Genomic DNA, 24,845 nt, shown 5'->3' with positions numbered 1-24,845 from the left:
TCAGGGCGCATTGACCGGCAGGCGCGAATGATCGCGCCTGTCGTATGGATTCGGGAAAAGGAAAGCTATGGAACTCTTCCTGCAGGCGGCTCTGTCATTCCCCACCGCCATCTACAGCTTTCTGCTGTGCGTGGCGGTCATCTACTGGCTGGTCGTTGCCGCCGGCCTGCTCGAGGTCGACCTGCTCGACGTCGAGGCCGACTCCATGATGGAGGGCAGCGGCCAGACCGAAGGCCTCGCCGGCCTGCTCTACAAACTCAAGCTCGATGGCGTACCGGTCACGCTGGTGCTGACGCTGCTGTTCTTCTTCGCCTGGTTCGCCTGCTACTTCATCGAACTGTGGCTGCTGCGTCACCTGCCGTTGGGCATTCTGCGTTACCCGCTGGGGCTGGTGGTCATCGCTGGCGCCTTCGTGCTGGCGGCACCGCTGTGCGCGGCGATCTGCCGGCCGCTGCGGCCGCTGTTTCGCAAGGTCGAGGCGATCAGCAGCAAGTCGGTGCTGGGCCAGGTGGCGGTGGTGCGCAGTGGTCGCGTCACCGCCAGTCATGGTGAGGCGGTGCTGGAAGATGGCGGTGCTGGTCTCATCCTGCGGGTACGTGCCGACGAGGCGCTGGGTTTCAAACGCGGCGACCGCGTCGTGCTGCTCGAATACCTGGCGGCCGAACACGCCTATCGCATCATCACCGAAGAAGAGTTCCGAGGCGTCTAGCCTCTGCCCACAATCCCTACGTAACACAGGGCAGGCAGGGTATGCCGAACCTGCCTGCACAACTAGCAAAGGAGTAGAGCTGTAATGGAAAACGTCATTCCCTTCATCGTCGGGGCAGGGCTGGTCGTCCTCTTCATCATTGCCCTGATTGCCCTGTTCAAGGCCTTCTACATCAAGGTTCCGCAAGGCACCGCATTGATAGTCAACGACATGAGCTCGACGCCCAAGGTGCACTTCACCGGTTCCCTGGTGTATCCGGTGATCCACCTCAAGGAGTTCATGAAGATCTCCCTGATCACCCTGGAAGTCGACCGTCGCGCGAAGGATGGTTTGATCTGCCGTGACAACATGCGCGCCGATATCACCGTGGCCTTCTACCTGCGCGTCAACGAGACCCAGGAAGATGTACTCAAGGTGGCCAAGGCCATCGGCGTGGAACGCGCTTCCGACCGCGGGGCGGTCAACGAACTGTTCAACGCCAAGTTCTCCGAGGCACTGAAGACCGTCGGCAAGCAGTTCGATTTCGTCCAGCTGTTCGAGAATCGCCAGGACTTTCGTGATCGTATCGTCGAGGTGATCGGCAATGACCTCAACGGTTATGTGCTCGAAGACGTGGCCATCGATTACCTGGAGCAGACAGCCAAGCATTCGCTGGACCCGAGCAATATTCTCGATGCCGAAGGCATCCGCAAGATCACCGAGCTGACCGCTGCGCAGAACGTCATCACCAACGAGCTGGAGCGCAACGAAGAGCTGGCGATCAAGAAGAAGAACGTCGAAACCCGCGAGGCGACCCTGTCGCTGGAACGCCAGCAGGCCGATGCCGAAGCGCGCCAGAAGCGCGAGATCGAAACCATTCAGGCTCGTGAGCAGGCCGAGACGCTCAAGGTCAAGGAAGAAGAGCGCCTCAAGGCCGAACAGGCCCGTATCCAGACCCAGCAGGAACTGGATATCCGCGCCGAGAACCACCAGCGCGAAGTGGAAGTGGCCCAGCAGAACCGCCAGCGTGCCGTGGTCATCGAGGTGGAAAAGGTCACTCGCGCCAAGGACCTGGAAGTGGTATCTCGCGAGCGCGAAGTCGAGCTGCAGCGCATCGAGAAAGAAAAGGCGCTGGAGGAAGAACGCAAGAATATCGCGGGCGTGATTCGCGAGCGCGTCGCGGTCGAGAAGACCGTGGCCCAGGAAGAAGAGCGCATCAAGGAAGTGCGTGAAGTCTCCGAAGCAGAGCGCATGAAGCAGGTCACCGTGCTCAATGCCCAGGCTGAAGCCGAGCAGGAGCTGGTGCGCCAGGTCAAGCAGGCCGAAGCCGACGAAACCCGCTCCAAGCACAAGGCGGTGGAAATCAACAACCTGGCCCAGGCCGAGCTGGAAGCAGCGGCCAAGAGCGCCGAAGCCAAGAAGAAAATGGCCGAAGGCATCGAGGCCGAGCGCGCCGCACCTGGCCTGGCCGATGCGCGCGTGCGTGAAGTCACCGCCGCCGCCAAGGAGAAGGAAGGCCTGGCCGAGGCTCGCGTGCAGGCCGAGCGTCTGATCGCCGAAGCCAAGGGCGAGCAGGAGAAAGGTCTGGCGCAGGCGCGCGTCATCGAAGCGCAGGCTGCTGCCAAGGAAAAAGACGGCCTGGCCGACGCCAAGGTGCTGGAAGAGAAACTCGGCGCCCAGGCGCGCGGCGAAGAGCAACTGGGCTCCGCCAAGGCCAAGGCGACCCAGGATCTGGGCATGGCCGAGGCGCAGGTGCTGCTGGAGCGCCTGAACGCCGAAGCCGAAGGCCTGGGCAAGAAGTTCGGTGCCCTGGATTCGCTCAGCGACAACGCCCGTGCCCACGAAGAGTTCCGCATGCAGCTGGAGAAGAGCTTCGAGGAAGCCATGGCCGCCATCGCCGCCAACAAGGACATCGCCAAGGACCAGGCCGAGGTACTGGCCACCGCGCTGGCCAAGGCGAAGATCGAGATCGTCGGCGGCGAAGGCGACTTCTTCAACTCCTTTGCCAAGTCGCTGTCGGTGGGCAAGGCCATCGAAGGTGTGGTGGGCAAGAGCCCGGTGGTGCAGGACGTGCTGTCGCGCTTGCTGGCCGGCAAGGCGGCGCCCGCAGCGCCAGCAGCTGCACCGAGCGCCGGATCCGAGCAGGCCTGAGACCTGTCCGTAGGGGGACAACGCTCTTTCTGTCCGCCATCGACGAGATCGGTGGACAAGCTTCGCGTTGTCCACCCTACCCACTTGTAGGGTGGGCTTAAGCCCACCCAGTTGGCCTTGCATGGCGGGCTGAAGCGCCGCCCAGCCCAACCTGGCAGCCCTTCTCCAGAGGGGCTTTTCAGATGCAGCAGATTCAGGATGACTACGATGTCGGACGCACACACACAGGACGTATTGGACAAGGCCGTCGCCGAAGGCGGCGCCTACGAGGTGCTGCACAGGCGCCTGCAGGAGCAGGGCCAGCGCCTGCGTGACTTGACCGAGACGCTCAACGGCCAGCGTCTGGCCGAGTTCGGCAGCAGTGCGATGGAGGCCATCGGCCGGGTGCGTATCCGCACCGAAAACAACTGCATCGCCCGCGATATCGTCCAGGTCGGCGAGTGCCTGCTGTTCGGCTACAACGTGTTCCTGGGGCTGAAGAAGGAAACCGGCGTCGCCGACGTGTTCTCCCTCTACCGCCTGGTGGAAACCCCTGACGGCTTCGATGCCGAATCGGTGCCGCTGGACGGCAGCTTCCTGGCCCAGGCCAGCTTCGTCGCCGATTTCAACGAGCTGTACACCTACTACAAGAACACCCGCCTGCTGCAGTTGGCCATTCGTGACGGCAAGCTGCTGGCGAGTTTCCAGATCGGTGAGCGAATCACCGACATCCGCGTGTTCCGCTGGTCCATCTCCACCGACGGCAAGGATGTCCGCTACATCGATAACCGTGGCGAGCGCGATATCGCGCTGCCGGCGCCGTTCGATTTCGAATGGCAGAAGACCAACCGCGAGATGGTGGTCATGGGCCGCCATCCGCACGTGAACATCCTCGACACCCTGTTCGTCGAGACCGTCGGTGGCGACCTCACCATCAAGGTCGAGAACAACACCCAGGACGGCCAGGGTATCTACCGCGAGGCGGTGGTCGACAAGACCCAGTCGCTGGACGACGCGCAGATCGAATATGCGCGCCTGGGCAGCCTGATCCTGCTCAAGGTGCTGCCGTACCGCGAAGAGCAGTGGCGCTACCTGGTATTCAACAGCCTGACCCGCCAGGTCGAGCGCATCGATGCCATCGGCCTGGCCTGCGTGCAACTGCCGGAAGACCACGGCATCATCTTCCCTGGCGGCTACTACCTGCAGAACGGCGAGTACAAGACCTTCGAGCAGCCCATGGGCGGCATGCGCTTCAAGCGCTCGGTGCGTTCGCCCAACGGCGAGGACGTGCAGTACATCTTCTACCACCCGGAAGAAGGCCGCTCGGCGCTATTCACCTACAACATGATCAATCGCCAGCTGCAAAACCCGATCTTCGGCCATGGTTACGCGCGCCTGGAAGATGGGCGCATGGTGATCTTCGCCGCCGAGGGCAGCGAACCGACCCGCATTCACCCGATGCAGATCTGGCAGACGCCGTTCGAGAGCGAGGACCATGCAGCGCGCCAGCCGGCACGCAGTGGTTTCTTCGGGCGCATCGGCAATGCCGAGCTGGTGCGTGGCGTATCCGACCTGCTGAATCTGAGCCGCGAGATCGACAGCCGCGAAGTGTCGGTGGCGCGCTACACGCAGTTGTGCCAGAACACCCGTCGTCTGTTCGACGTCTACCACTGGCTGGGCGACGCCCAGTGCGCCGAGCTGGCACCGCTGCTGCGCGAAGTGGCCGCCACTTCCGAGCTGGTCCTCGACGAGTTCGAAAAGGTCGAGAGCATTCGCCAGCAGTCCAGCCGGGCCATGGCCGAGGCCGAATCGCGACACAAGAGCCTGCTCTCGGGCCTGCTGGTGGACAGCTGGGATGAGGTGCAGCACTTCGTCGAGGCGCTCAACGCCATCACCGCACAACGCGGTCAGTTGCTGACCATCCGTGACTACCGCTACATCGACGTGGCGCGTATCGACGCCATGGAAACCGAGCTGCTCGAAGCGCAGGAACGCGTGGCCGGCGCCACCTCGGCCTTCCTCGCCAGTGATGCGGCGCTGCAACCCTATGTGCAGCGTCTGGGCGAGCTGGACGGTCTGGCGCAGAAGGCCGAGACCGTCACCCAGCTCAATGAACCGCTGGTCGAGATGCAGGAGATGGCCGGCAACCTCGACATGCTGTCGAGCCTGATGGCCTCGCTGAAGATCGATGACGCCACCCAGCGCACCCGCATCGTCGAGTCGATTTCCGAGGTCTACGCCCGGCTCAACCAGGCCAAGGCGCGTGCCGAGCAACGGCGCAAGGGGCTGGGCTCGGCCGAGACCGTGGCGCAGTTCGGCGCCCAGTTCAAACTGTTCAGCCAGGGCATCACCAACGCCCTGGCACTGGCCCAGGACCCGGAGAAGTGCGACGAACAGCTGTCGCGCCTGCTGGTGCAGCTGGAAGAACTGGAAAGCCAGTTCGGTGACCAGGAGCAGTTCCTCAGCGATATCCTCGGCAAGCGCGAAGAGCTGCTGGAAACCTTCGAGTCGCACAAGCAGAGCCTGCTCGACGAGCGTCAGCGCCGCGCCCAGGGCGTGCTCGACGCCGCCCAGCGCATCCTCGACAGCCTCGTCCGGCGCACCGCGCGCCTGACCCAGATGGAGGAACTCAACGCCTTCTTCGCCGCCGACCCGCTGATTCTCAAGCTGCGCGAAATGGCCGAGCGCCTGCGCGAGCTCAAGGACAGCGTCAAGGCCGACGACGTCGAGGCGCGCCTGAAGGCCGCCCGCGACCAGGCGGTGCGGGCACTGCGCGACAAGAGCGAGCTGTTCGAAGAGGGCGGCAACGTCATCAAGCTCGGCCCGCGCCACCGCTTCAGCGTCAACACCCAGGAACTCGATCTGACCCTGATGCCGCGCGGCGATGCGCTGTACCTGCACCTGACCGGTACCGATTTTCTCGAGCCGCTGCGCGATGAAACCCTGGAGGGCCTGCGCGACTACTGGCAGGTGTCGCTGGAGTCCGAATCACCCTCGCTGTACCGCGCCGAATACCTGGCCGGGCTGGTGCTGGACGCCGCCCTGGGCGGGCGCGAAGGGCTGACCCTGGATCTGCTCAAGACCCATCTGGCGCAGCCGGATGACCTCACCCGACTGATCCGCGACTTCGCCGCGCCGCGCTACAAGGATGCCTACGAGAAAGGTATTCACGACCACGATGCCGCGCTGATCCTCATCCAGTTGCTGCCGCTGCGCGAAAGCGCCGGGCTGCTGCGCTATGCGCCGGCTGCGCGAGGCTTTGCCGCGCTGTTCTGGAACCGCTGGGGGCAGGATATCGAGGCCGAACTGTGGCCCGAGCGCGCGCGCAGCAGCCTGCACCTGCGGCAAATGTTCGGCAGCGAAGACGGCGTGCTGCGCCTGCAGGAAGAGATCGCTGCAGCCATGCAGCGCTTCCTCGCCCAGCACCCGCTGACGGTGACGGCAGCGCAGCGCCAGGCGGCCGCGGCCTATCTGGTCGAGGAGCTGGCGGCCAAGCCCATCGAGTTCACCTTCAGCAAGTACGCCCGGCAACTGCTCGACACCCTGCAGCAGCGCATGCAGGCCAGCCATGTCTGGGATGACTACCGCGCCGCGCTGGACAACCTGCGCGGCCGGCCGGTGCAGCGCTGGTCGCTGGCGCAGACCTGGCTCGATGGCCTCTGCGCGCAGGACGAGGCGCTGGCCGAGCTGGTCGACTACATTCCCGAAGCCGTGGCCATCAGCCTGCTGGACGACGAGTTCCCGCGTCGCTTCACCGAAGTCGACCTGCGTTTCACCGTCAGCGGCCTGCTCGGCGATCACCCGCGTGTGCAGGGTGGTGCCCTGGTGTTGGCCATCGACGATTACTTCGCCCGTCTGCAGCAGCACCGCGGCGACTTCGTGCCGCAGTTGCAGCGCTACCAGGCGCTGCGCCAGGAGGTCATCAACCGCGAGCGCCAGGCCCTGCGCCTGTCCGAGTTCAAGCCACGGCCGCTGTCGTCCTTCGTGCGTAACAAGTTGATCAACGATGTGTACCTGGGTTTCATCGGCGACAACCTGGCCAAGCAGATGGGCACCGCTGGCGAGAACAAGCGCACCGACCTGATGGGCCTGCTGATGCTCATCTCGCCGCCCGGCTACGGCAAGACCACGCTGATGGAGTACGTGGCGCACCGCCTGGGTCTGATCTTCATGAAGATCAACGGCCCGGCCCTGGGCCACGAAGTGCGTTCCATCGACCCGGCGCAGGCGCCGGACGCCACTTCGCGCCAGGAGCTGGAAAAGCTCAACCTGGCGCTGGAAATGGGCAACAACGTGATGCTGTATGTCGACGACATCCAGCACACCCACCCGGAGTTCTTGCAGAAGTTCATCTCGCTCTGTGACGGCACGCGGCGCATCGAAGGCGTATGGAAGGGCAAGACCAAGACCTACGACATGCGCGGCAAGAAGTTCTGCGTGGTGATGAGCGGCAACCCATACACCGAGTCCGGCGATGTGTTCAAGATCCCCGACATGCTCGCCAACCGGGCCGACATCTACAACCTGGGCGACACCCTGGGTGGCATGCAGGAAGCCTTCGCGCTGTCCTATATCGAGAACAGCCTGACGTCCAACCCGGTGCTGGCGCCGCTGGCCACCCGCGACATGGCCGACGTCTACCGCTTCGTCGCCAAGGCCGAGGGCAAGCCGTTCTCCGCCAACGAGCTGTCGCACACCTACAGCGCCGCCGAGATCAACGAGATCAGCTCGACCCTGCAGCGCCTGATGCAGATTCGCGATGTGGTCGGCCGGGTCAACCAGCAGTACATCGTCAGCGCCGCGCAGGCCGACAGCTACCGCACCGAGCCGCCGTTCAAGCTGCAGGGCAGCTACCGCAACATGAACAAGATGGCCGAGAAGATCAGCGCGGTGATGAACGACGCCGAACTGCTGCAACTGATCGCCGACCACTATCAGGGCGAGTCGCAGTTGCTCACCACCGGTGCCGAGGAGAACCTGCTCAAGCTCGCCGAGCTGCGCGGCAACCAGACGCCCGAGCAGGTCGAACGCTGGGCGCAGATCAAGCGCGACTTCATGCGCAACAAGGCCATGGGCGGCAGCGACAGCGATGTCGGTGGCCGCATGGTGGCGCAGCTCAATGATCTGGTCGAGAGCGTGCGCGGCCTGGGCACGGGCAAGTCGTCCGGCGAGGCGCCGAGCATTCCCTGGCAGCAGCTGCTCGCCGGCCTGGACAACCTCGGCAAGCTGCGCCCGCAGGTTGAGGTGGTTGCGCCGCCACAGCAGGGCACGCAAAAATTGCTGGAAAGCCTGGCCGACAGCCTGGAAAACAGCTTCCTGCCGCTGGTCAAGGCGATGGACAAGAAAATCGACATCGATTTGCGTACCCACAACCGCATGCTGGAAATCTCCACCCAACTGCGTGACCTCGGTACGCTGCTCGGGCACGAGCAGCGCAACGACGTCTCGGATGACGAGGCGCCGTGAGACGAGGCTGGCTGACCGAGCTGCGTCCGCTGCTGGTGATCAGTGGCGTGATGCTGCTGGTGCAGCTGGTCAATGGCGCCTTCGCGGGTGCCTTGAACGTCTGGGGGCTGCTACCCCGGCATGTCGAGGCGCTGCCCGGGATTCTCTTCGCGCCCTGGCTACATGGCAGTTGGGCGCATCTGCTCAGCAACCTCAGTGGTCTGCTGGTGCTCGGCAGCCTGGTGCTGCTGCGCTCGCGCCGCGATTTCTATTTTTCCAGCGCCTTCATCATCCTCGGCAGCGGGGCACTGGTCTGGCTGTTCGGTCGCATTGGCCTGCACGTCGGTGCCAGCGGCTGGCTGTTCGGCTTCTGGGGGCTGCTCCTGGCACGCGCGTGGTTCGAGCGCAGCCTGCTCGATCTGCTGTTGGCGGTGCTGGTGTTCTTCCTCTACGGCGGCTGGTTCTTCGGCCTGCTGCCGCGTGTCGGCGTTTCCTTCGAATACCACCTGGCGGGGGCTTTTTGTGGGGTGCTTTACGCCGCCCTGAGCCGCCGCCGTCTCACTCGATGAAAAGGACTTTATATGGACTTCAACCGTCTCGATCAGCAACTGCGTGACAGCCTGGCCGACCTGCGCCTGAGCAATGAGGAGCGTGACGAGCTGCGCCAGCTGGGCAGTGAACTGAGTAGCGACCAGGTGCGTTTCATGCGTAACCGCGCCTTCGCCCTGGCGCGAGAACTGATGCGTGAGCCGGAGAACGTCGAGCCAGCGCTGAAATGGCTCGAGCAGGTGATCAAGACCCTCGACAGCGCCGGCAGCGCGCCGCGCGTTGAGCATGCCAGTGCTTACTTCAGTCCGGGCGAGAGCTGCCGGCGCAAGATTCGCGAGCTGTGCCGCCAGGCGCGCAAGAGCGTGGATATCTGCATCTACACCATCTCCGACGATCAGCTCAGCGAAGAAGTGCTCGCCTGTCATGAGCGTGGCATCGCCGTGCGGGTGATCACCGACAACGAAAAACAGTTCGATGTCGGCAGCGATATCCAGTGGCTGCGTGACAAGGGGGTGCCGCTGCGCATCGACGCCGGGCCTTATCACATGCACCACAAGTTCGCCCTGTTCGATGGTCGCCTGCTGCTCAACGGCAGCTTCAACTGGACGCGCAGCGCCACCACCAGCAACGAGGAAAACCTGCTGGTGATCGACCACCCGCAGCTGCTGGCAGCCTACAGTCGTGAGTTCGAAGCGCTCTGGGCACGTTACGCGGGCAACTGATGAATCATCCTCACGCTCGCCAGCTTCTCGGCTTCTACCGCAGTTGCTACCTGGCCGACAGCCGCGACCTGGACCTGGATAACCTCGGCAAGCTGCCCGCCAACCGCTGGGCCTGGCTCGATGGGCTCGAGGAACTGGCCAGCGGCGGCATACCGCTGTTACCGCTGTCGGCCGAGCTGGGTCACGCGCTGGCCGAGGCGCAGGCGCTGTATCAGCGTGAGCTGCAACTGGTCTATGGCGTGCTGCCGATCTGTGGCCGCCTGCCATTGGAGAGTGGTGGTTCGCAGGCGATCTGCGGCCCGCTGTTCTATTACGAGGCGAGCCTGCAACCGACGGCGGACGGGCAGAGCCACTTGCTCGCCATCGACCCGCAGCAGGTGCATGGCAACTGGCGTCTGCTGCGCCGTCTGTTCGATGAAAGCGGCCACGCCAGCCTCGATGGTCTGCCACTGCCGGCGGCACCACTGGATGCTGCCGCGCTGGGCCAGTTGCTCGCCTGGGTGGCGCGCAATACGCAGGTGCGCGAGGTCAGCGAGGCCGCTGGTTTCCCGCAGTTGGTGAGCGCTGAGGTGTTGGCCAAGGCCCAGCGGCGTCGCAGTTTGTCGCTGCAGGCGGGTGCCTTCGTCGCGCTGGTGCCGCGCGGCAGTGGTAGCCGTGGCATCGCCCATGAGTTGCAACTGCTGCAGGACGCCGAGCGACTGTCACCTGCCTTGTTGCAGCTGTTGGGCGAAACACCCTCTGTGCAGGCGGTGGGCTCGACCAGCAGGCCGCAGCGTCTGCCGGCGCAGCTCAGCACTGCCCAGTGCCAGGCGCTGGCCAATGCCGCGCGCCACCCGCTGAGCCAGATTTCCGGCCCGCCCGGTACCGGCAAGAGCTACAGCCTGGCGGCGCTGGCGCTGGATCGCTATCTGCAGGGTGAGAGCGTGCTGCTGGTCAGCCGCAGTGCCCAGGCGGTGCGCGTGATCGCGCACAAGTTGCGCGAGGATTTCGGCCTGCGTGACGGCGTGCTCGAAGGCGACGGCCAGAGCCTGCGCCAGGCCTTGCGCGAGCGTCTGGAGCGGTTGCTGCAGGGCGAATTCGAATGGGTGTCGGAGCAAGCCGAAGAGCGTCAACGCAGCGAGCTGCAAGTGCTGACCGAGGCCGAGCTGCGCCTGTCGGCAGATTTTCGTAAGCGCTGCGAGCAGGCTGTGCGCTGGAGCCGCCTGTTGCTGCGCGCCGAACGTGGCAGCCTGGCCTTCTGGCAGCGCTGGTTGCAGGTGCCCTGGGTACGCAGGCGCATCGGCAGCAGTGTGCGCCCCTGGGCATTGCTGGATGAGTTGCGCGATTGCCAGCAGCGCCGCCAGCTTCTGAGCCGTGAGCACCTCAACAGTCATCGCGCCCTGAACCTCAAGCGCCTGCTGGTCAGCGACCGCGCGCTGTTCGTGCGTTACAACCAGGCCATCCGCGCGCGCAGCTCACAGCGCCAACTGGCCTTGTTCGAGGATATCGACCCGGCGCGCCTGCTGGCTGCCTTTCCGATCTGGGTGGTGACCCTGGACGAATTGCACCGCCTGCTGCCACTGCGTCCGGAGCTGTTCGATGTGATGGTGATGGACGAGGCGACGCAGTGCGACATCGCCTCGGCGCTGCCGGCCTTCCAGCGCTGCAAGCGCGCCGTGGTCACCGGCGATGCGCGCCAATTGCGGCACATCTCCTTTCTCTCCCGCACGCGCGAAACGCAGTTGCTGCAGCGCGCCGGCCTGCAGGCCGAGGAGCGCGAGGCCTGGAGCTACCGCGACAACAGCGTGCTGGATCTGGTCGGCCTGCAGTTGGCCAGCCAGGAGGCGGTGGTTTTTCTCGATGAGCATTTCCGCAGCCGCCCGGCGCTGATCCGCTTCAGCAACGAGCTGTTCTACGACCAGCGCCTGCGGGTGATGAAGGAGCGCCCCGGCGTTGATGCCTGCGACAGCCTGCAGCTGCTGCGTATCGAGGGCCAGCGCGGGCGCAATGGTGCCAACGAGGCGGAGGTCGAGCGGGTGCTGGCGCTGATCACGGCGCACCTGGCCGAATACCAGGGCAGCCCGCTCAAACCGAGCATCGGCGTGCTGTCGCCGTTTCGCGATCAGGTCGAGCGCATCCGCACACGCATCGGCGAAACGCTGCCGTTGGAGCAACTGCGCGAGTTTCGTCTGCTGGTGGATACGCCCTACGGCTTTCAGGGCGAGGAGCGCGACCTGATGATCCTCAGTTTCGCCATCGACCGCGAATCGAGTCAGGCGGCCAGTTACCTGAACCGCGCCGATCTGTTCAACGTCGCCATCACGCGTGCCCGCGAGCGCCAGGTGCTGCTGTTCAGCGGTGACGAACGCCAGTTGCCGGCCACGCATCTGTTGCGCCGCTACCTGGAATTCCTGCACAAGCCTGGTGTCAGTTGGCAGGCGGGGGCTGTGGAAGTCGCCCGGCAGAACCTGTGTCAGGCGCTCGAAAGTCAGGGCGTCAGCGTGTGGAGTCACTATCCGCTGGCCGGACAGGTGCTGGACCTGTTCTGTCGCCGGGGCGACAGGTGCCTGGCCATCGACCTGATCGGTTTTCCGGGGGAGGGCGAGGGCTTTCTCGAGCTGGAGCGCTACCTGGTGCTGGCGCGCGCCGGCCTGGAGACCTTGCCGCTGAGCTACGGTCTATGGCGTGAGGCACCGGAGCAGGCGTTGCAGGCGGTACTGGCGCGACTCTGACACTGTCAGCCCTTGAGCCGATGTCGCGGGCTTTCTTGACGCGCGCGGCGATCGTGCCTAGGTCTGTATCAGGCAGACCATCAATGTACCGGGGGGGCTCATGGCGCTGCGCAACGCTGTTCAACTGATCACTTATCCCGACCGCCTGGGGCGTAACCTGGGGGAGCTTTACCAGCTGTTGGATCGGCACCTGGGGGACGCGCTTGGTGGGGTGCATATCCTGCCGCTGTATCCGTCCAATGCCGACGGTGGATTCTCACCGCTCACGCACATGGAGGTGGATCCACGTTACGGCGACTGGGCGGATGTCGAGCGAATCTCCGCACGCTTCGACCTGTGCGTCGATCTGGTGATCAGCCACATCGCGGACGAGTCGCCGGAGTTTCTCGATTTCGTTGCGCATGGCCAGGACTCGCCCTACGCGGATCTCTTCGTTCAGGTCGATCGCTTCGGCGAAATCAGCCATGACGACCTGGCCAAGATCCATATCCGCAAGGAAAAGGAGCCGTTTCGCGAGGTGCGCCTGGCCAATGGTGAAACCTGTCGGGTCTGGTGCACGTTCACCGAACGGCAGATCGACCTCAATTACGACTCGCCGAAAACCTATCAGTTGATGGAGCAGTACATGGCCTTCCTCGCGGCGCGCGGGGTCAGGCTGTTTCGCCTGGATGCCTTCGGCTACACCACCAAACGCATCGGCACCAGCTGCTTTCTGGTGGAGCCGAACGTGTACCGCATCCTCGAGTGGTTCCGCGAAACCGGGGTCAAATACGAGGCCGAGATGCTGCCGGAGGTGCATGACCACATCAGTTACCAGTACGCCATCTCGCGGCGGCAGATGCGCCCGTACGGCTTCGCGCTGCCGCCCTTGGTCCTGCACGCACTGCTCAGTGGCAGCAGCCGCTACCTCAAGAACTGGTTGCGGATGTGCCCACGCAACCAGATCACCGTGCTCGATACCCACGACGGCATCTGCATTCCGGATGTCGAAGGCATGTTGCCCGAGGCGCAGATCCAGTACCTGATCGACGAGGTCTCGACACGCAGTGCCGACCCCATCATGCGTCGCTCGGCGGTGAACGTGCACAGCGTCGGGGCCATCTACCAGCTGACCTGCACCTTCTACGAGGCGCTGATGCGCAATGACGAGGCTTATATCGCCGCACGCGCCATCCAGTTCTTCGCGCCCGGTATCCCGCAGGTTTACTACGTTGGCCTGTTGGCTGGCTGCAACGACTTCGACCTGCTCGAGCAGACCGGCGAGGCGCGCGACGTCAATCGCCACTACTACAGCCTCGAGGAGGCCGAGCAGGCCTTGCAGCAACCACTGGTGCAGCGCCTGCTGGCGCTGATGCGTTTGCGTTGTCAGCATCCGGCTTTCGAGGGGCGTTTCGAGCAGAACTATTCGGCTGACGATCAACTGCTGCTGGCCTGGCGTCATGGCGAGCATTACTGCCGTTTGCACCTCGATCTGAGCAGCCTGCAAGCGATCATCGACTACACCGATGGACAACTGAGTATCTGCCGCATGACCTGTTGAAGGTCGGCGTGGGGCATGCTTTCGCGTTAGACTTGCGCTCTTTCGACCAGCCAAGAAGCCCGCCATGGCCCTGCCATCGACCACCTACAAGATCGAACTGAACCTCACCGACATGGATCGCAGCGTTTATGAAAACCTGCGTTTCACCGTCGCTCGCCACCCGTCCGAGACCGAAGAGCGCCTGGCTGCGCGGCTGATTGCCTATGCGCTGTTCTATCACGAGCAACTGGCGTTCGGTCGCGGCCTGTCGGATGTCGATGAGCCGGCGCTGTGGGAAAAGAGCCTGGACGATCGCGTGCTGCACTGGATCGAAGTGGGCCAGCCCGACAGCGAGCGCATCACCTGGTGCTCGCGGCGCACCGAGAAGTTCAGCCTGGTGGCTTACGGCAACCTGCGCGTGTGGCAGGGCAAGTGCCTCGACCCTGTGCGCAGCCTGAAGAACATCAACGTGGTCGCGCTCGGCCAGGAGGCACTGGCCGACCTGGCGCTGGACATGCCGCGCTCGCTGAACTGGAGCGTGATGATCAGCGATGGCGAGCTGTTCGTCACCGACGAGCGCGGCCAGCACGAGATTCCCATTGAGTGGCTCGCTGGCGAGCGTTGAACCTGATGCGTGCCGTAGGACGGACGACGTTTTTTTCGTCCGCCATAATGAGCGCTCATGGTGGACGGATGAAGCGTCGTCCACCCTACGAATCTGGCCAGCGAGCATTGAAGCCGTAGCCGGATGCAATCCGGGACCGCCTTGTACCCTATCCCCGGATTGCATCCGGGCTACGGTTCAGTTCCCTCTCCCCTCGGGGAGAGGGCTAGGGAGAGGGGGATTTCGGCGACTCGGTGTTGCTGGATGAACCCTCTCCCCCAGCCCCTCTCCCATAAATGGGAGAGGGGAGACAAGCCACTCCCATGCGAACATAAAGAAGTCCCATGCGTATCGAAGCCCGTCCCTTACCCGCCCAACTGCCTGATCTGGGCAATCTGCCGCCTTTGCTGACGCGCCTCTACGCCGCCCGTGGCGTGCAGTCTGCCGAAGAACTGGACAAGGGCCTGGCGCGGCTGATTCCGTACCAGCAGCTCAAGGGCATCGACGCCGCAGTCGAATTGCTGGTCGAGGCGCTGGCGCAGCGTCAGCGCATCCTCATCGTCGGCGACTTCGATGCCGATGGTGCCACCGCCAGTTCGGTCGGCGTGCTCGGCCTGCGCCTGCTCGGTGCGGCGCATGTGGATTACCTGGTGCCGAACCGCTTCGAGTACGGCTACGGCCTGACCCCGGAGATCGTCGCCGTGGCGCTGCAGCGCCAGCCAGACTTGCTGCTGACCGTGGACAACGGCATTTCCAGCGTCGACGGCGTGGCGGCGGCCAAGGCCGCCGGGTTGACGGTGCTGGTCACCGATCACCACCTGCCAGGGCCGGAACTGCCGGCCGCCGATGCCATCGTCAACCCGAACCAGCCAGGCTGCGATTTCCCGAGCAAGGCCATGGCCGGTGTCGGCGTGATGTTCTACGTGCTGCTGGCGCTGCGCGCGCGCCTGCGTGAAACCGGCTGGTTCGCCAGCCGTGCGGAGCCCAACCTGGGCGAGCTGCTCGACCTGGTGGCACTGGGTAGCGTCGCCGACGTGGTGCCGCTGGATGCCAACAACCGCATCCTGGTGCATCAGGGCCTGGCGCGGATTCGTGCCGGCCGGGCGCGGCCGGGCTTGCGTGCGATTCTCGAAGTCGCCGGGCGCGACCACCGCCGCATCACCTCCACCGACCTGGGGTTCATCCTCGGCCCAAGGCTGAACGCGGCCGGGCGTCTGGATGACATGAGCCTGGGCATCGAATGCCTGCTGTGCGACGACGAGGCACTGGCCCGCGACATGGCCGTGCAACTCGACCAGCTCAACCAGGACCGCAAGGCCATCGAGCAGGGCATGCAGCGCGAGGCGCTGGCTCAGCTCAAGGATCTGCCGGTGGCGGACATGCCGTTCGGCCTCTGCCTGTTCGAGCCCGACTGGCACCAGGGGGTGATCGGCATCCTTGCCTCGCGCCTGAAGGAGCGCTATCACCGGCCGGCCATCGCCTTTGCCGATGCTGGCGAGGGCATGCTCAAGGGCTCGGCGCGTTCTGTGCCGGGGCTGCATATTCGTGATGCGCTGGATGCCGTGGCAGCCAAGCATCCGGGGCTGATCAGCAAGTTTGGCGGGCACGCCATGGCCGCCGGGCTGTCGCTGCCGCAGGAACATTTCGGTGCGTTCTCCGTCGCCTTCGACGCCGAGGTGCGCCGCCAACTGTGCGAAGACGACCTGACCGGCCGCCTGCTGTCCGACGGCCAGCTCGATGCCACCGAGTTCCACCTGGAACTGGCCCGCGCCCTGCGCAACGCCGGGCCCTGGGGCCAGCACTTCCCCGAACCGCTGTTCCATGGCGTGTTCCAGATCGTCAATCAGCGCATCGTCGGTGAGCGTCATCTGAAGCTGGTACTCAAGACCGAATGCGGCAGCGTGCAACTCGACGGCATCGCCTTCAACATCGACCGTGAGGTCTGGCCCAACCCGACGTTGCGCTGGGCCGAAGTGGCGTACAAGCTCGACCTCAACGAGTTTCGTGGCAACGAGACGGTGCAGTTGATGGTGGCGCATATCGCCCCGCGCTGATCGTGGCGGCGACGAAACTCCGCGTTACCAATATGCCAGGCCGATTCTGACGAACTCTGCTAGAAACTCTCGTCAATTCAGCCGATGTCGGTTGAGGCGCATGCGGAATTTCCCTGCGTTATCCGGGGTCGGATGCACCGGCACCTACTTTTTCAGGAGCGTTCGCGATGAACACCAGTAATCTGCTCGACCAATTGCTCAAGGCCGGCCAGCAGGCCATGCAGAAACCTGCGGCGAAGGGCTCCCAGGGGCAGCAGGCCGGTGGTTTGGGTGGCCTGCTCTCTGGTGGAGGCCTGGGCAGCCTGCTCTCGGGCGCGGGCGGCGGCGCGTTGGCGGCCGGTGCGGTCGGCCTGCTGCTGGGCAGCAAGAAGGCGCGCAAGATGGGCGGCAAGGCGCTGACCTATGGCGGCCTGGCTGCTCTCGGTGTGATGGCGTACAAGGCCTACGGCAACTGGCAGGCGCAGCAAGCCCAGCAGGGCGGCGCGCAGCCGGTCGAACCGCAGACCCTGGATCGGTTGCCGGCGCCGCAAGTCGAGCAGCACAGCCGCGCCATTCTCAAGGCGCTGGTGGCGGCGGCCAAGGCCGATGGTCATGTCGACGAGCGTGAGCGTCAGTTGATCGAAGAGGAGTTGGGCAAGCTGGCACAGGACGCCGAACTGCAGACCTGGCTGCACACCGAACTGAACAAGCCGCTCGACCCGGCCGATGTGGCGCGCGCCGCAGCGACCCCGGAAATGGCCGCCGAAATGTACCTGGCCAGCGTGCTGATGGTGGATGAAGAGCACTTCATGGAGCGCGCCTACCTCGAAGAGCTGGCGCGTCAGCTGAAACTGCCGCTGGAGCTCAAGGCCGAGCTGGAAACCCAGGTGCGCTCGCTGCCGGTCGGTGCCTGAGTCGTCTTTTCGTCTCAGTCCGCATGCCGGGCGTGACCCGGCATCGCCTCATCACCATGATCGCTCAGGTAGGCTTCGACGGCCGCGCTGACCGTTGGTTGCAGGTGCCTTGGCTGATCGTCGTGCAGCAGCCCGAAGCGCCGCAGCTTGTCCTTGAGCGGCCCCTTGACCTCCGCGAAGTGCAGCTCGATGCCGGCTTCCGCCAGCATTCGTTCCAGGTCGCCGAGCATGTCGGCAGAGGTCACGTCGATGCTGGTAACCGGCTCGGCGGCGATTACCACGCGGCGCACCGGTGCGGGAGCTTGCTCCAGCGCCTGCAGCAGGGATTGCTGGAAGAGCTCGGCATTGGCGAAGAACAGCGGGGCGTCCCAGCGAAACAGCAGCAGGCCGGGTATCTGCCGTGCATCGGGGTGTCGCTTGATGTCATGGAAACCACGGATGCCCTCTACCTGGCCGAGAATGGCGTAGTAGGGGCGCCAGCCATCCCAGAGAAACTCGATCACCGCCAGCACCACGGCAATGCCGATGCCGGGGATGACGCCGAAGGTCACCACGCCGGCAAAGCAGGCCATCGACAGCCAGAATTCCCATTGCTGCACGCGGAAGATGCGGCGCAGATCGGTGACCACGAACAGGCCGATGACCGCGGCAATCACCACCGCAGCCAGGGCACTGGTGGGCAGGTACTGCATCAGGTCCGGAGCCAGCACCAGCAGCAGGGCGACGCTCAGGGCGCCGACGATACCGGCGACCTGGGTCATGGCGCCTGCCGCCTCGGCGACGGGCGTGCGCGACGAGCTGCTGCTGATGGGAAAGCCCTGGAACAAACCGCCTGCCAGGTTGGCGGCCCCGAGACCGATGAGCTCCTGGTTGGGGTCTACGTGGCGTCCGGTGCGCGCGGCGTAGGTACGCGACAGCACGCTGGTGTCGGCGAACGCGACCAGGGCGACGGCGATGCCGCCCAGCACCACGCTGGCCAGATCGACGCCGCTCAGCCAGGGCAGGGTGAAACTGGGCAGCCCCTGTGGCAGTTCGCCGAGCACCTGCACGCCCTGGGTATCGAGGTCGAACAGCGCGACTGCCACCGTTGCCAGAGTCACGGCGATGAGGATGCCGGGCAATTGCCGGAAGCGACTCAGCAGCAGGATCAAGGCCAGTGTGCCGGCGCCGACGAGCAGGCTGTAGAGGTGGGCCTGGCCCGCGATCAGCGCGCTGGCGATGGCCCGCAGGTCGCTGAGCGGCCCCTGGCTGTCGATGGAAAAGCCGAACAACCTGGGCGTCTGGCTGATCAGCACGCTCAGCGCAATGCCGTTCATGTAGCCATAGCGGATGGGCTTGGAAAGCAATTCGGTGATGAACCCCAGGCGCAGCAGCCCGGCGATCAGGCAAGTCAGGCCCGCCACCACGGCCATCATGCTGGCCAGGGTCACCGCACGCATCGGGTCGCCGCCTGAGAGTGGCAGCACCACTGCGAGAATCAGCGCCGCCAGGGCCGAATCCGGGCCGAGCACGAGAATACGGCTGGGGCCGAACAGGGCGTAGGCCAGCAGCGGCACGATGGTCGCGTACAGACCATAGATGCCTGGCACGCCGGAGGCCTCGGCATAGGCGATGCCCACCGGCACCAGCATGGTGGTCAGCACCAGGCCGGCCGCAATGTCCTTCGGCAGCCAGGCCAGGTGATAGTCCCTGAGCGTTTGCAGGCCCGGAAGCCAGCGTAGCCAGCCGCGTCGTTGCGCAGTGCCGGGAAATGGTTTACGGGTGTTGTTCGACGGTGCAGGCGGCATCGCGTAGCGGCTCTGACAGGGTTGCCAGCAAGTAAAGCGCAGAGCGCTGGGGCAGCACCACAGGTATTGATCGCAGGCTGAACATTGAGCCGCTGCATCAGACCAAAAGATCATTCATCCTCGCCCCCGGCTTGCTTTAGGCTGTTGGCCAACGACAAGAACGACACGCGAGGATGCTTATGTCGCAACTGCCACTGGATGCCTACGACTACCTGATCGTCGGTGCCGGCCCTGCCGGCTGCCTGCTGGCCAATCGGCTTTCTGCAGACCCTGGCGTCAGCGTGCTGCTGATCGAGGCGGGCGGGCGCGACAACTACCCCTGGATTCATATTCCGGTCGGCTACCTCTACTGCATCGGCAACCCGCGTACCGACTGGTGCTACGACACCGAGGCCGATCCCGGCCTGCATGGCCGCTCGTTGAAATACCCGCGTGGCCGCGTGCTCGGCGGCAGCTCCTCGATCAACGGCATGATCTACATGCGTGGCCAGGCGGCGGACTACGATGGCTGGGCCGCTGCGGGCAATCCCGGCTGGGCCTGGCGGGATGTGTTGCCGCTGTTCAAGCGTTCGGAGAATCATTTTGCCGGCACCAGCGAACTGCATGGCGGCGATGGCGAGTGGCGGGTCGAGCGCCAGCGCCTGTCCTGGGAGATTCTCGAGGCCTTCCGTGAGGCGGCGGCGCAGAGCGGTATCGCCAGCGTCGACGACTTCAACGGGGGTGACAACGAAGGCTGCAGCTACTTTCAGGTCAACCAGAAACACGGCGTGCGCTGGAATGCCTCCAAGGCCTTTCTGCGCGATATTCGCCAGCGCCCCAATCTGCAGGTGCTGACCGGCGCCGAGGCCGAGCGGCTGGAGCTGGAGGGCGGTCGCGCCCGTGCGCTGCATCTGCGTTGTCAGGGGCGAGCGCTGCGGGTGTCGGCACGTCGCGAGATCATCCTGTGTGCTGGCGCCATCGGTTCACCGGCCTTGCTGCAGCGTTCCGGCATCGGCCCAAGGCCGCTGCTCGAACGCCTGGGTATCGGCGTGCACCATGAGCTACCAGGCGTCGGTGAGAACCTGCAGGATCACCTGCAACTGCGTTTGATCTATCGCGTCGAGGGCGTGAAGACGCTCAACCGCATCGTGGCTACGCCTTGGGGCAAGCTGGGAATGGGGCTGGAGTACCTGTTCAAGCGCAGCGGGCCACTGTCGATGGCGCCCAGCCAGCTAGGCGCCTTCGCCAGGTCCGACCCCGGCCAGGCGCGCGCCAACTTGCAGTATCACGTGCAGCCATTGTCGCTGGAGCGTTTTGGCGAACCCTTGCATGACTTCCCGGCTTTTACCGCCTCGGTGTGTAACCTGCGCCCGCATAGCCGTGGCAGCGTCCAGATCGCCTCGGCCGATGCCAGCGTCGCCCCGCTTATCCGCCCCAATTACCTCAGTGACGAGCGGGATCTGCAGGTGGCTGCCGACGCCATTCGCCTGACCCGGCGCATCGTCGCCGCGCCCGCCCTGGCCGGCTACCGGCCCGAGGAATACAAGCCGGGGCCGCAGTACCAGAGCGAGGAAGACCTGCAGCGCGCAGCGGGCGAGATCGGCACCACCATCTTCCATCCGGTGGGCACCTGCGCGATGGGGCAGGGGCGCGATGCGGTAGTGGACGCCCGCCTGCGCGTGCACGGTATCGCCGGGCTGCGGGTGGTCGACGCGTCGATCATGCCGAGCATCACCTCGGGCAACACCTGCTCGCCGGTGCTGATGATCGCCGAGAAGGCGGCGCAGATGATCGCCGAGGACGCGCGAGCGGCGATAAGCATGGTGCCGCAGCGCGAGCCTTGCGGGGTGAGCGCGTGACCGCTCGATCCGAGCCTTGGCGGGCTAGGCTGACGGTGTGCTCTGGTAGCATTGGGCGTCGATGAATGGAGGCGAACATGGCTCTGCGTGTAGCGCTGATCGGGTTGGGCCTGCTTCAGGTCGCCATGAGCGTTGTAGCTGGCGATCTGGCGTTGGACCAGCGCGCCTTGCTCCTGGAGGACAGCCGGCTGCCGCGCGAGGCGGCCCTGGATCGTCTGCAGCAGGTGCGCTTCGCCTTTCGCGAGGCGGCGCCTGAGGCCGGCGAGTGGCCGCTGTGGTCGCGCACCTATGGTATCCAGGGGAGCTGGGACGACGCCGGCCTTGAGCGCCGCGGCGAGGGGCTGCTGATGGGGATGGATCGTGCGCTGGGCGGGCAGTGGATCGGCGGTGTGCTGGGTGGCGTGACGCGTGCCCGACTGGATCATGATCAGGGTCATGGCCGCACCGATAGTCGTTACCTTGGGCTCTACGCCGCGACTCGGGTGTACAACCAGCTGGGGTTTCGGCTCGGGTTGCTGCACGGCTGGCATGAGCTGGATCGGCGCGATAACGCGCGCAGTTGGCAGCTGTTTGGCGAAAGCAGTTACGCCATGGACTATCGCGATTTCACCTTGGAGCCATTTGCCGGCCTGGCGTTGGTGCATCTGGATGCCGACGCCCGGCGTTTCGACGGACTGCGCCTGGCGGCTGCGCACGAGCAGACGGGTTATCTGACGCTTGGCTGGCGCCTGGCCGCGCCCTGGTACTGGCAGCAGCGCAAGTGGGTAGGGCGTGCCAGCCTGGCGCTGCGGCAGAATCTGGGCAGCGACCGCTTGCGTGACGAGGCGGTCGACGGCCAGGGCGCACTCCAGCAGATGCACAGTCGTGAGTTCGAGCGCAGCAGCCTGCGTCTTGACCTGAGCCTGGATCATGAACTCAGCCGCAGTCTCTACCTGGGCCTGACCTATGCGGGCCATTACGCCGAAGACGCGCGCGACAACGCCTTGGCGGCACGCCTGAGCCTGAAGTTCTGAGCGCGCCCCGCCGGTCAGCCAGCGGGCTGCCAGGGGGCTTCGAGTCGGGTATACTCGCCGGCTTTTCAGAAACTTTGCGGTCACGGCTCTTGCCGTGCTCGGCCAGGGCAGCGCATTAGCCGCCCGGGCGAGCCGGATTGAGCCGTTTCGCGTCTTTTGCCCGAGAGTGCTGCCCACCATGGAAATCAATCCGATCCTCAACAGCATCAAGGACCTGTCCGAGCGAACCCAGTCAATTCGGGGGTATCTTTGACTACGATCACAAGCATGATCGTCTGGTCGAAGTAAACCGCGAGCTGGAAGACGCCAGCGTCTGGAACAAGCCCGAGTACGCGCAAGCCCTGGGCCGCGAGCGCGCCATGCTGGCGCAGATCGTCGAAACCATCGACGACCTCACCGGCAGTCTGGTCGATTCCAGGGATCTGCTGGAAATGGCCGTTGAAGAAAACGACGAAGCTGCGGTGAACGATATCGTCGCCGAGGTCGAACGCCTGCGCGAAATCCTCGAGAAGCTTGAATTCCGCCGCATGTTCAGCGGCGAGATGGACCCGAACAACTGCTACCTGGACATCCAGGCCGGTTCCGGCGGCACCGAGGCTCAGGACTGGGCCAACATTCTGCTGCGCATGTACCTGCGCTGGGCCGACAAGCGCGGCTTCGACGCCACCATCATCGAGCTGTCCGAGGGTGAAGTCGCCGGTATCAAGGGCGCCACCGTGCACATCAAGGGCGAATATGCCTTCGGCTGGCTGCGCACCGAGATCGGCGTGCACCGCCTGGTGCGCAAGAGCCCGTTCGACTCCGGCGCCCGTCGCCACACCTCGTTCTCGGCAGTGTTCGTATCGCCCGAGATCGATGACAAGGTCGAGATCGACATCAACCCGTCCGATCTGCGCATCGACACCTACCGCTCTTCCGGTGCCGGTGGTCAGCACGTCAACACCACCGATTCGGCGGTGCGTATCACTCACGTGCCGACCAACACCGTGGTGGCTTGCCAGAACGAACGTTCCCAGCACGCCAACAAGGACACCGCCATGAAGATGCTGCGGGCCAAGTTGTACGAGCTGGAGATGCAGAAGCGCAACGCGGCTTCGCAGGCGCTGGAAGACAGCAAGTCCGATATCGGCTGGGGTCATCAGATCCGTTCCTACGTGCTCGATGACTCGCGCATCAAGGACCTGCGTACCGGCGTCGAGCGCAGCGACTGCCAGAAAGTCCTCGATGGCGACCTCGACGGCTACCTCGAGGCCAGCCTCAAGCAGGGCCTCTAAGCCCAGCAACCCATCCGTGGGCGCCGGCTAGCCGGCGCCTGCTCAAATCTTGTACGACACGCCAGGCAGATAAAGCGACCATGAGCGACCAACAACTCGACCAGAACGAACTGCAACAGGAAGAAAACAAGCTGATTGCCCAGCGCAAGGAAAAGCTTGCTGCCGTCCGTGAGCAGGGCATTGCCTTCCCCAACGATTTCCGCCGCGACCGCCTGTGCGCCGACCTGCAGAAACAGTACGAGGGCAAGAGCAAGGAAGAGCTGGAAGCCGCAGCCATCCCGGTCAAGGTGGCCGGGCGCATCATGCTCAACCGTGGCGCCTTCATGGTCATCCAGGATACGTCCGGGCGCCTGCAGGTCTACGTCAACCGCAAGACCCTGCCGGCCGAGCAACTGGAAGCGGTCAAGCACTTCGACCTGGGCGACATCATCGCCGCCGAGGGTACCCTGGCCCGCTCGGGCAAGGGCGACCTGTACGTCGACATGCAGAACGTGCGCCTGCTGACCAAGTCGCTACGCCCGCTGCCAGACAAGCACCATGGCCTGACCGACACCGAGCAGCGCTACCGCCAGCGCTACGTCGACCTGATCGTCAACGAGGACGTGCGCCACACCTTCCGCGTGCGCTCGCAGGTGATCGCGCACATCCGTCGCTTCCTCAACGAGCGCGGTTTCCTCGAAGTGGAAACCCCGATGCTGCAGACCATCCCCGGCGGCGCTGCGGCCAAGCCGTTCGAGACCCACCACAATGCGCTGGACATGGCCATGTTCCTGCGTATCGCCCCGGAGCTGTACCTCAAGCGTCTGGTGGTGGGTGGTTTCGAGAAGGTCTTCGAGATCAACCGCAACTTCCGCAACGAAGGCGTTTCGACCCGGCACAACCCCGAGTTCACCATGCTCGAGTTCTACCAGGCCTACGCCGACTACCGCGACAACATGGACCTCACCGAGGAACTGTTCCGCGAGCTGGCCCTGGCCGTGCTGGGCAGCACCGACGTGCCGTATGGCGACAAGGTGTTCCACTTCGGCGAGCCGTTCGTGCGCCTGTCGGTGTACGACTCCATCCTCAAGTACAACCCGGATATCACCGAGGCTGACCTGAGCGACGTCGAGAAGGCCCGCGCCATTGCCAAGAAGGCCGGCGCCAAGGTGCTCGGCCACGAAGGCCTGGGCAAGCTGCAGGTGATGATTTTCGAAGAGCTGGTGGAGAGCAAGCTGGAGCAGCCGCACTTCATCACCGAGTATCCGTTCGAAGTGTCGCCGCTGGCGCGTCGCAACGACGACAATCCCAACGTCACCGACCGCTTCGAGCTGTTCATCGGCGGGCGCGAGATCGCCAACGCCTATTCCGAGCTCAATGACGCCGAAGATCAGGCCGAACGCTTCCTCGCTCAGGTGGCCGAGAAGGACGCCGGTGATGACGAAGCCATGCACTACGACGCCGACTTCGTCCGCGCCCTGGAGTACGGCATGCCGCCGACGGCCGGTGAAGGCATCGGCATCGACCGCCTGGTGATGCTGCTGACCAACTCACCGTCGATCCGCGACGTCATCCTGTTCCCGCACATGCGTCCGCAGGCTTGATGCCAGACAGAAAGCCGCCTTCGGGCGGCTTTTTG

At 64.6% G+C, this 24,845-nt stretch carries 15 protein-coding genes; 14 read left to right on the top strand and 1 reads right to left on the bottom strand.

Features of this window, described 5'->3' with window-relative positions; translation table 11 throughout:
* The first annotated feature begins 67 nt into the window (after positions 1–67).
* The 10 genes from ACN0X6_RS18650 to ACN0X6_RS18605 all read left to right on the top strand — a co-directional run bounded on the left by ACN0X6_RS18650 (position 68) and on the right by ACN0X6_RS18605 (position 17,315).
* Positions 68–709 (top strand): hypothetical protein, encoded by a 642-nt coding sequence (locus ACN0X6_RS18650; RefSeq protein WP_417706224.1) that lies wholly within the window; start codon positions 68–70, stop codon positions 707–709.
* Between the two features lie 84 nt (positions 710–793).
* Positions 794–2,839 carry a hypothetical protein gene (locus ACN0X6_RS18645; RefSeq protein WP_417706222.1) on the top strand — a complete coding sequence of 682 codons (2,046 nt, stop codon included), beginning with the start codon at positions 794–796 and terminating at the stop codon, positions 2,837–2,839.
* 207 nt (positions 2,840–3,046) lie between these two features.
* A complete protein-coding gene (locus ACN0X6_RS18640) occupies positions 3,047–8,284 on the top strand; it encodes a DNA repair ATPase (RefSeq protein WP_417706220.1) in 5,238 nt (1,745 codons plus the stop codon).
* The gene (locus ACN0X6_RS18635; RefSeq protein ID WP_417706218.1) at positions 8,281–8,832 is read left to right on the top strand and encodes a rhomboid family intramembrane serine protease; all 552 of its coding nucleotides are present in this window, start codon (positions 8,281–8,283) and stop codon (positions 8,830–8,832) included. The genes ACN0X6_RS18640 and ACN0X6_RS18635 overlap by 4 nt, the downstream gene beginning before the upstream one ends.
* Positions 8,833–8,844: 12 nt before the next feature.
* Positions 8,845–9,534 carry a phospholipase D-like domain-containing protein gene (locus tag ACN0X6_RS18630; protein WP_417706216.1) on the top strand — a complete coding sequence of 230 codons (690 nt, stop codon included), beginning with the start codon at positions 8,845–8,847 and terminating at the stop codon, positions 9,532–9,534.
* A complete protein-coding gene (locus ACN0X6_RS18625) occupies positions 9,534–12,245 on the top strand; it encodes a DEAD/DEAH box helicase (protein WP_417706214.1) in 2,712 nt (903 codons plus the stop codon). Before ACN0X6_RS18630 ends, ACN0X6_RS18625 begins: the two co-directional genes overlap by 1 nt.
* A 100-nt stretch (positions 12,246–12,345) precedes the next feature.
* Positions 12,346–13,785 carry a sucrose phosphorylase gene (gene gtfA / locus ACN0X6_RS18620; protein WP_417706212.1) on the top strand — a complete coding sequence of 480 codons (1,440 nt, stop codon included), beginning with the start codon at positions 12,346–12,348 and terminating at the stop codon, positions 13,783–13,785.
* Between the two features lie 64 nt (positions 13,786–13,849).
* A complete protein-coding gene (locus ACN0X6_RS18615; RefSeq protein ID WP_072425875.1) occupies positions 13,850–14,389 on the top strand; it encodes a YaeQ family protein in 540 nt (179 codons plus the stop codon).
* 323 nt (positions 14,390–14,712) lie between these two features.
* Entirely contained in the window at positions 14,713–16,422 is a 1,710-nt protein-coding gene (gene recJ, locus ACN0X6_RS18610) for a single-stranded-DNA-specific exonuclease RecJ (protein WP_417706210.1), read from the top strand.
* A gap of 167 nt (positions 16,423–16,589) precedes the next feature.
* A complete protein-coding gene (locus ACN0X6_RS18605; protein WP_417706209.1) occupies positions 16,590–17,315 on the top strand; it encodes a tellurite resistance TerB family protein in 726 nt (241 codons plus the stop codon).
* A gap of 14 nt (positions 17,316–17,329) precedes the next feature.
* Here the strand turns inward: ACN0X6_RS18605 and ACN0X6_RS18600 are convergent, their stop codons facing one another.
* Positions 17,330–19,102, bottom strand: a complete 1,773-nt coding sequence (locus tag ACN0X6_RS18600) for a SulP family inorganic anion transporter (RefSeq protein WP_417706207.1) — start codon at positions 19,100–19,102, stop codon at positions 17,330–17,332.
* 179 nt (positions 19,103–19,281) lie between these two features.
* On the opposite strand from ACN0X6_RS18600, the gene ACN0X6_RS18595 reads away from it, so the two are divergent.
* The 4 genes from ACN0X6_RS18595 to lysS all read left to right on the top strand — a co-directional run bounded on the left by ACN0X6_RS18595 (position 19,282) and on the right by lysS (position 24,810).
* Positions 19,282–20,940, top strand: a complete 1,659-nt coding sequence (locus ACN0X6_RS18595; protein WP_417706206.1) for a GMC family oxidoreductase — start codon at positions 19,282–19,284, stop codon at positions 20,938–20,940.
* Between the two features lie 77 nt (positions 20,941–21,017).
* The gene (locus tag ACN0X6_RS18590) at positions 21,018–21,953 is read left to right on the top strand and encodes an autotransporter outer membrane beta-barrel domain-containing protein (protein ID WP_417706204.1); all 936 of its coding nucleotides are present in this window, start codon (positions 21,018–21,020) and stop codon (positions 21,951–21,953) included.
* Between the two features lie 178 nt (positions 21,954–22,131).
* A protein-coding gene (prfB, locus tag ACN0X6_RS18585; RefSeq protein ID WP_417706202.1) for a peptide chain release factor 2 occupies positions 22,132–23,227 on the top strand; the annotation gives its coding sequence in 2 pieces (ribosomal slippage) (positions 22,132–22,203 and positions 22,205–23,227; 1,095 coding nt in all).
* An 80-nt stretch (positions 23,228–23,307) separates the two neighbouring features.
* On the top strand, positions 23,308–24,810 hold the full coding sequence (gene lysS / locus ACN0X6_RS18580; protein ID WP_417706200.1) for a lysine--tRNA ligase: 1,503 nt from the start codon (positions 23,308–23,310) through the stop codon (positions 24,808–24,810).
* Positions 24,811–24,845 lie beyond the last annotated feature (35 nt).

It is taken from the genome of Pseudomonas sp., from assembly GCF_048269965.1.
In the GTDB taxonomy this organism is placed as follows: domain Bacteria; phylum Pseudomonadota; class Gammaproteobacteria; order Pseudomonadales; family Pseudomonadaceae; genus Aquipseudomonas.
This window is presented reverse-complemented; position numbering and strand designations above follow the sequence as displayed.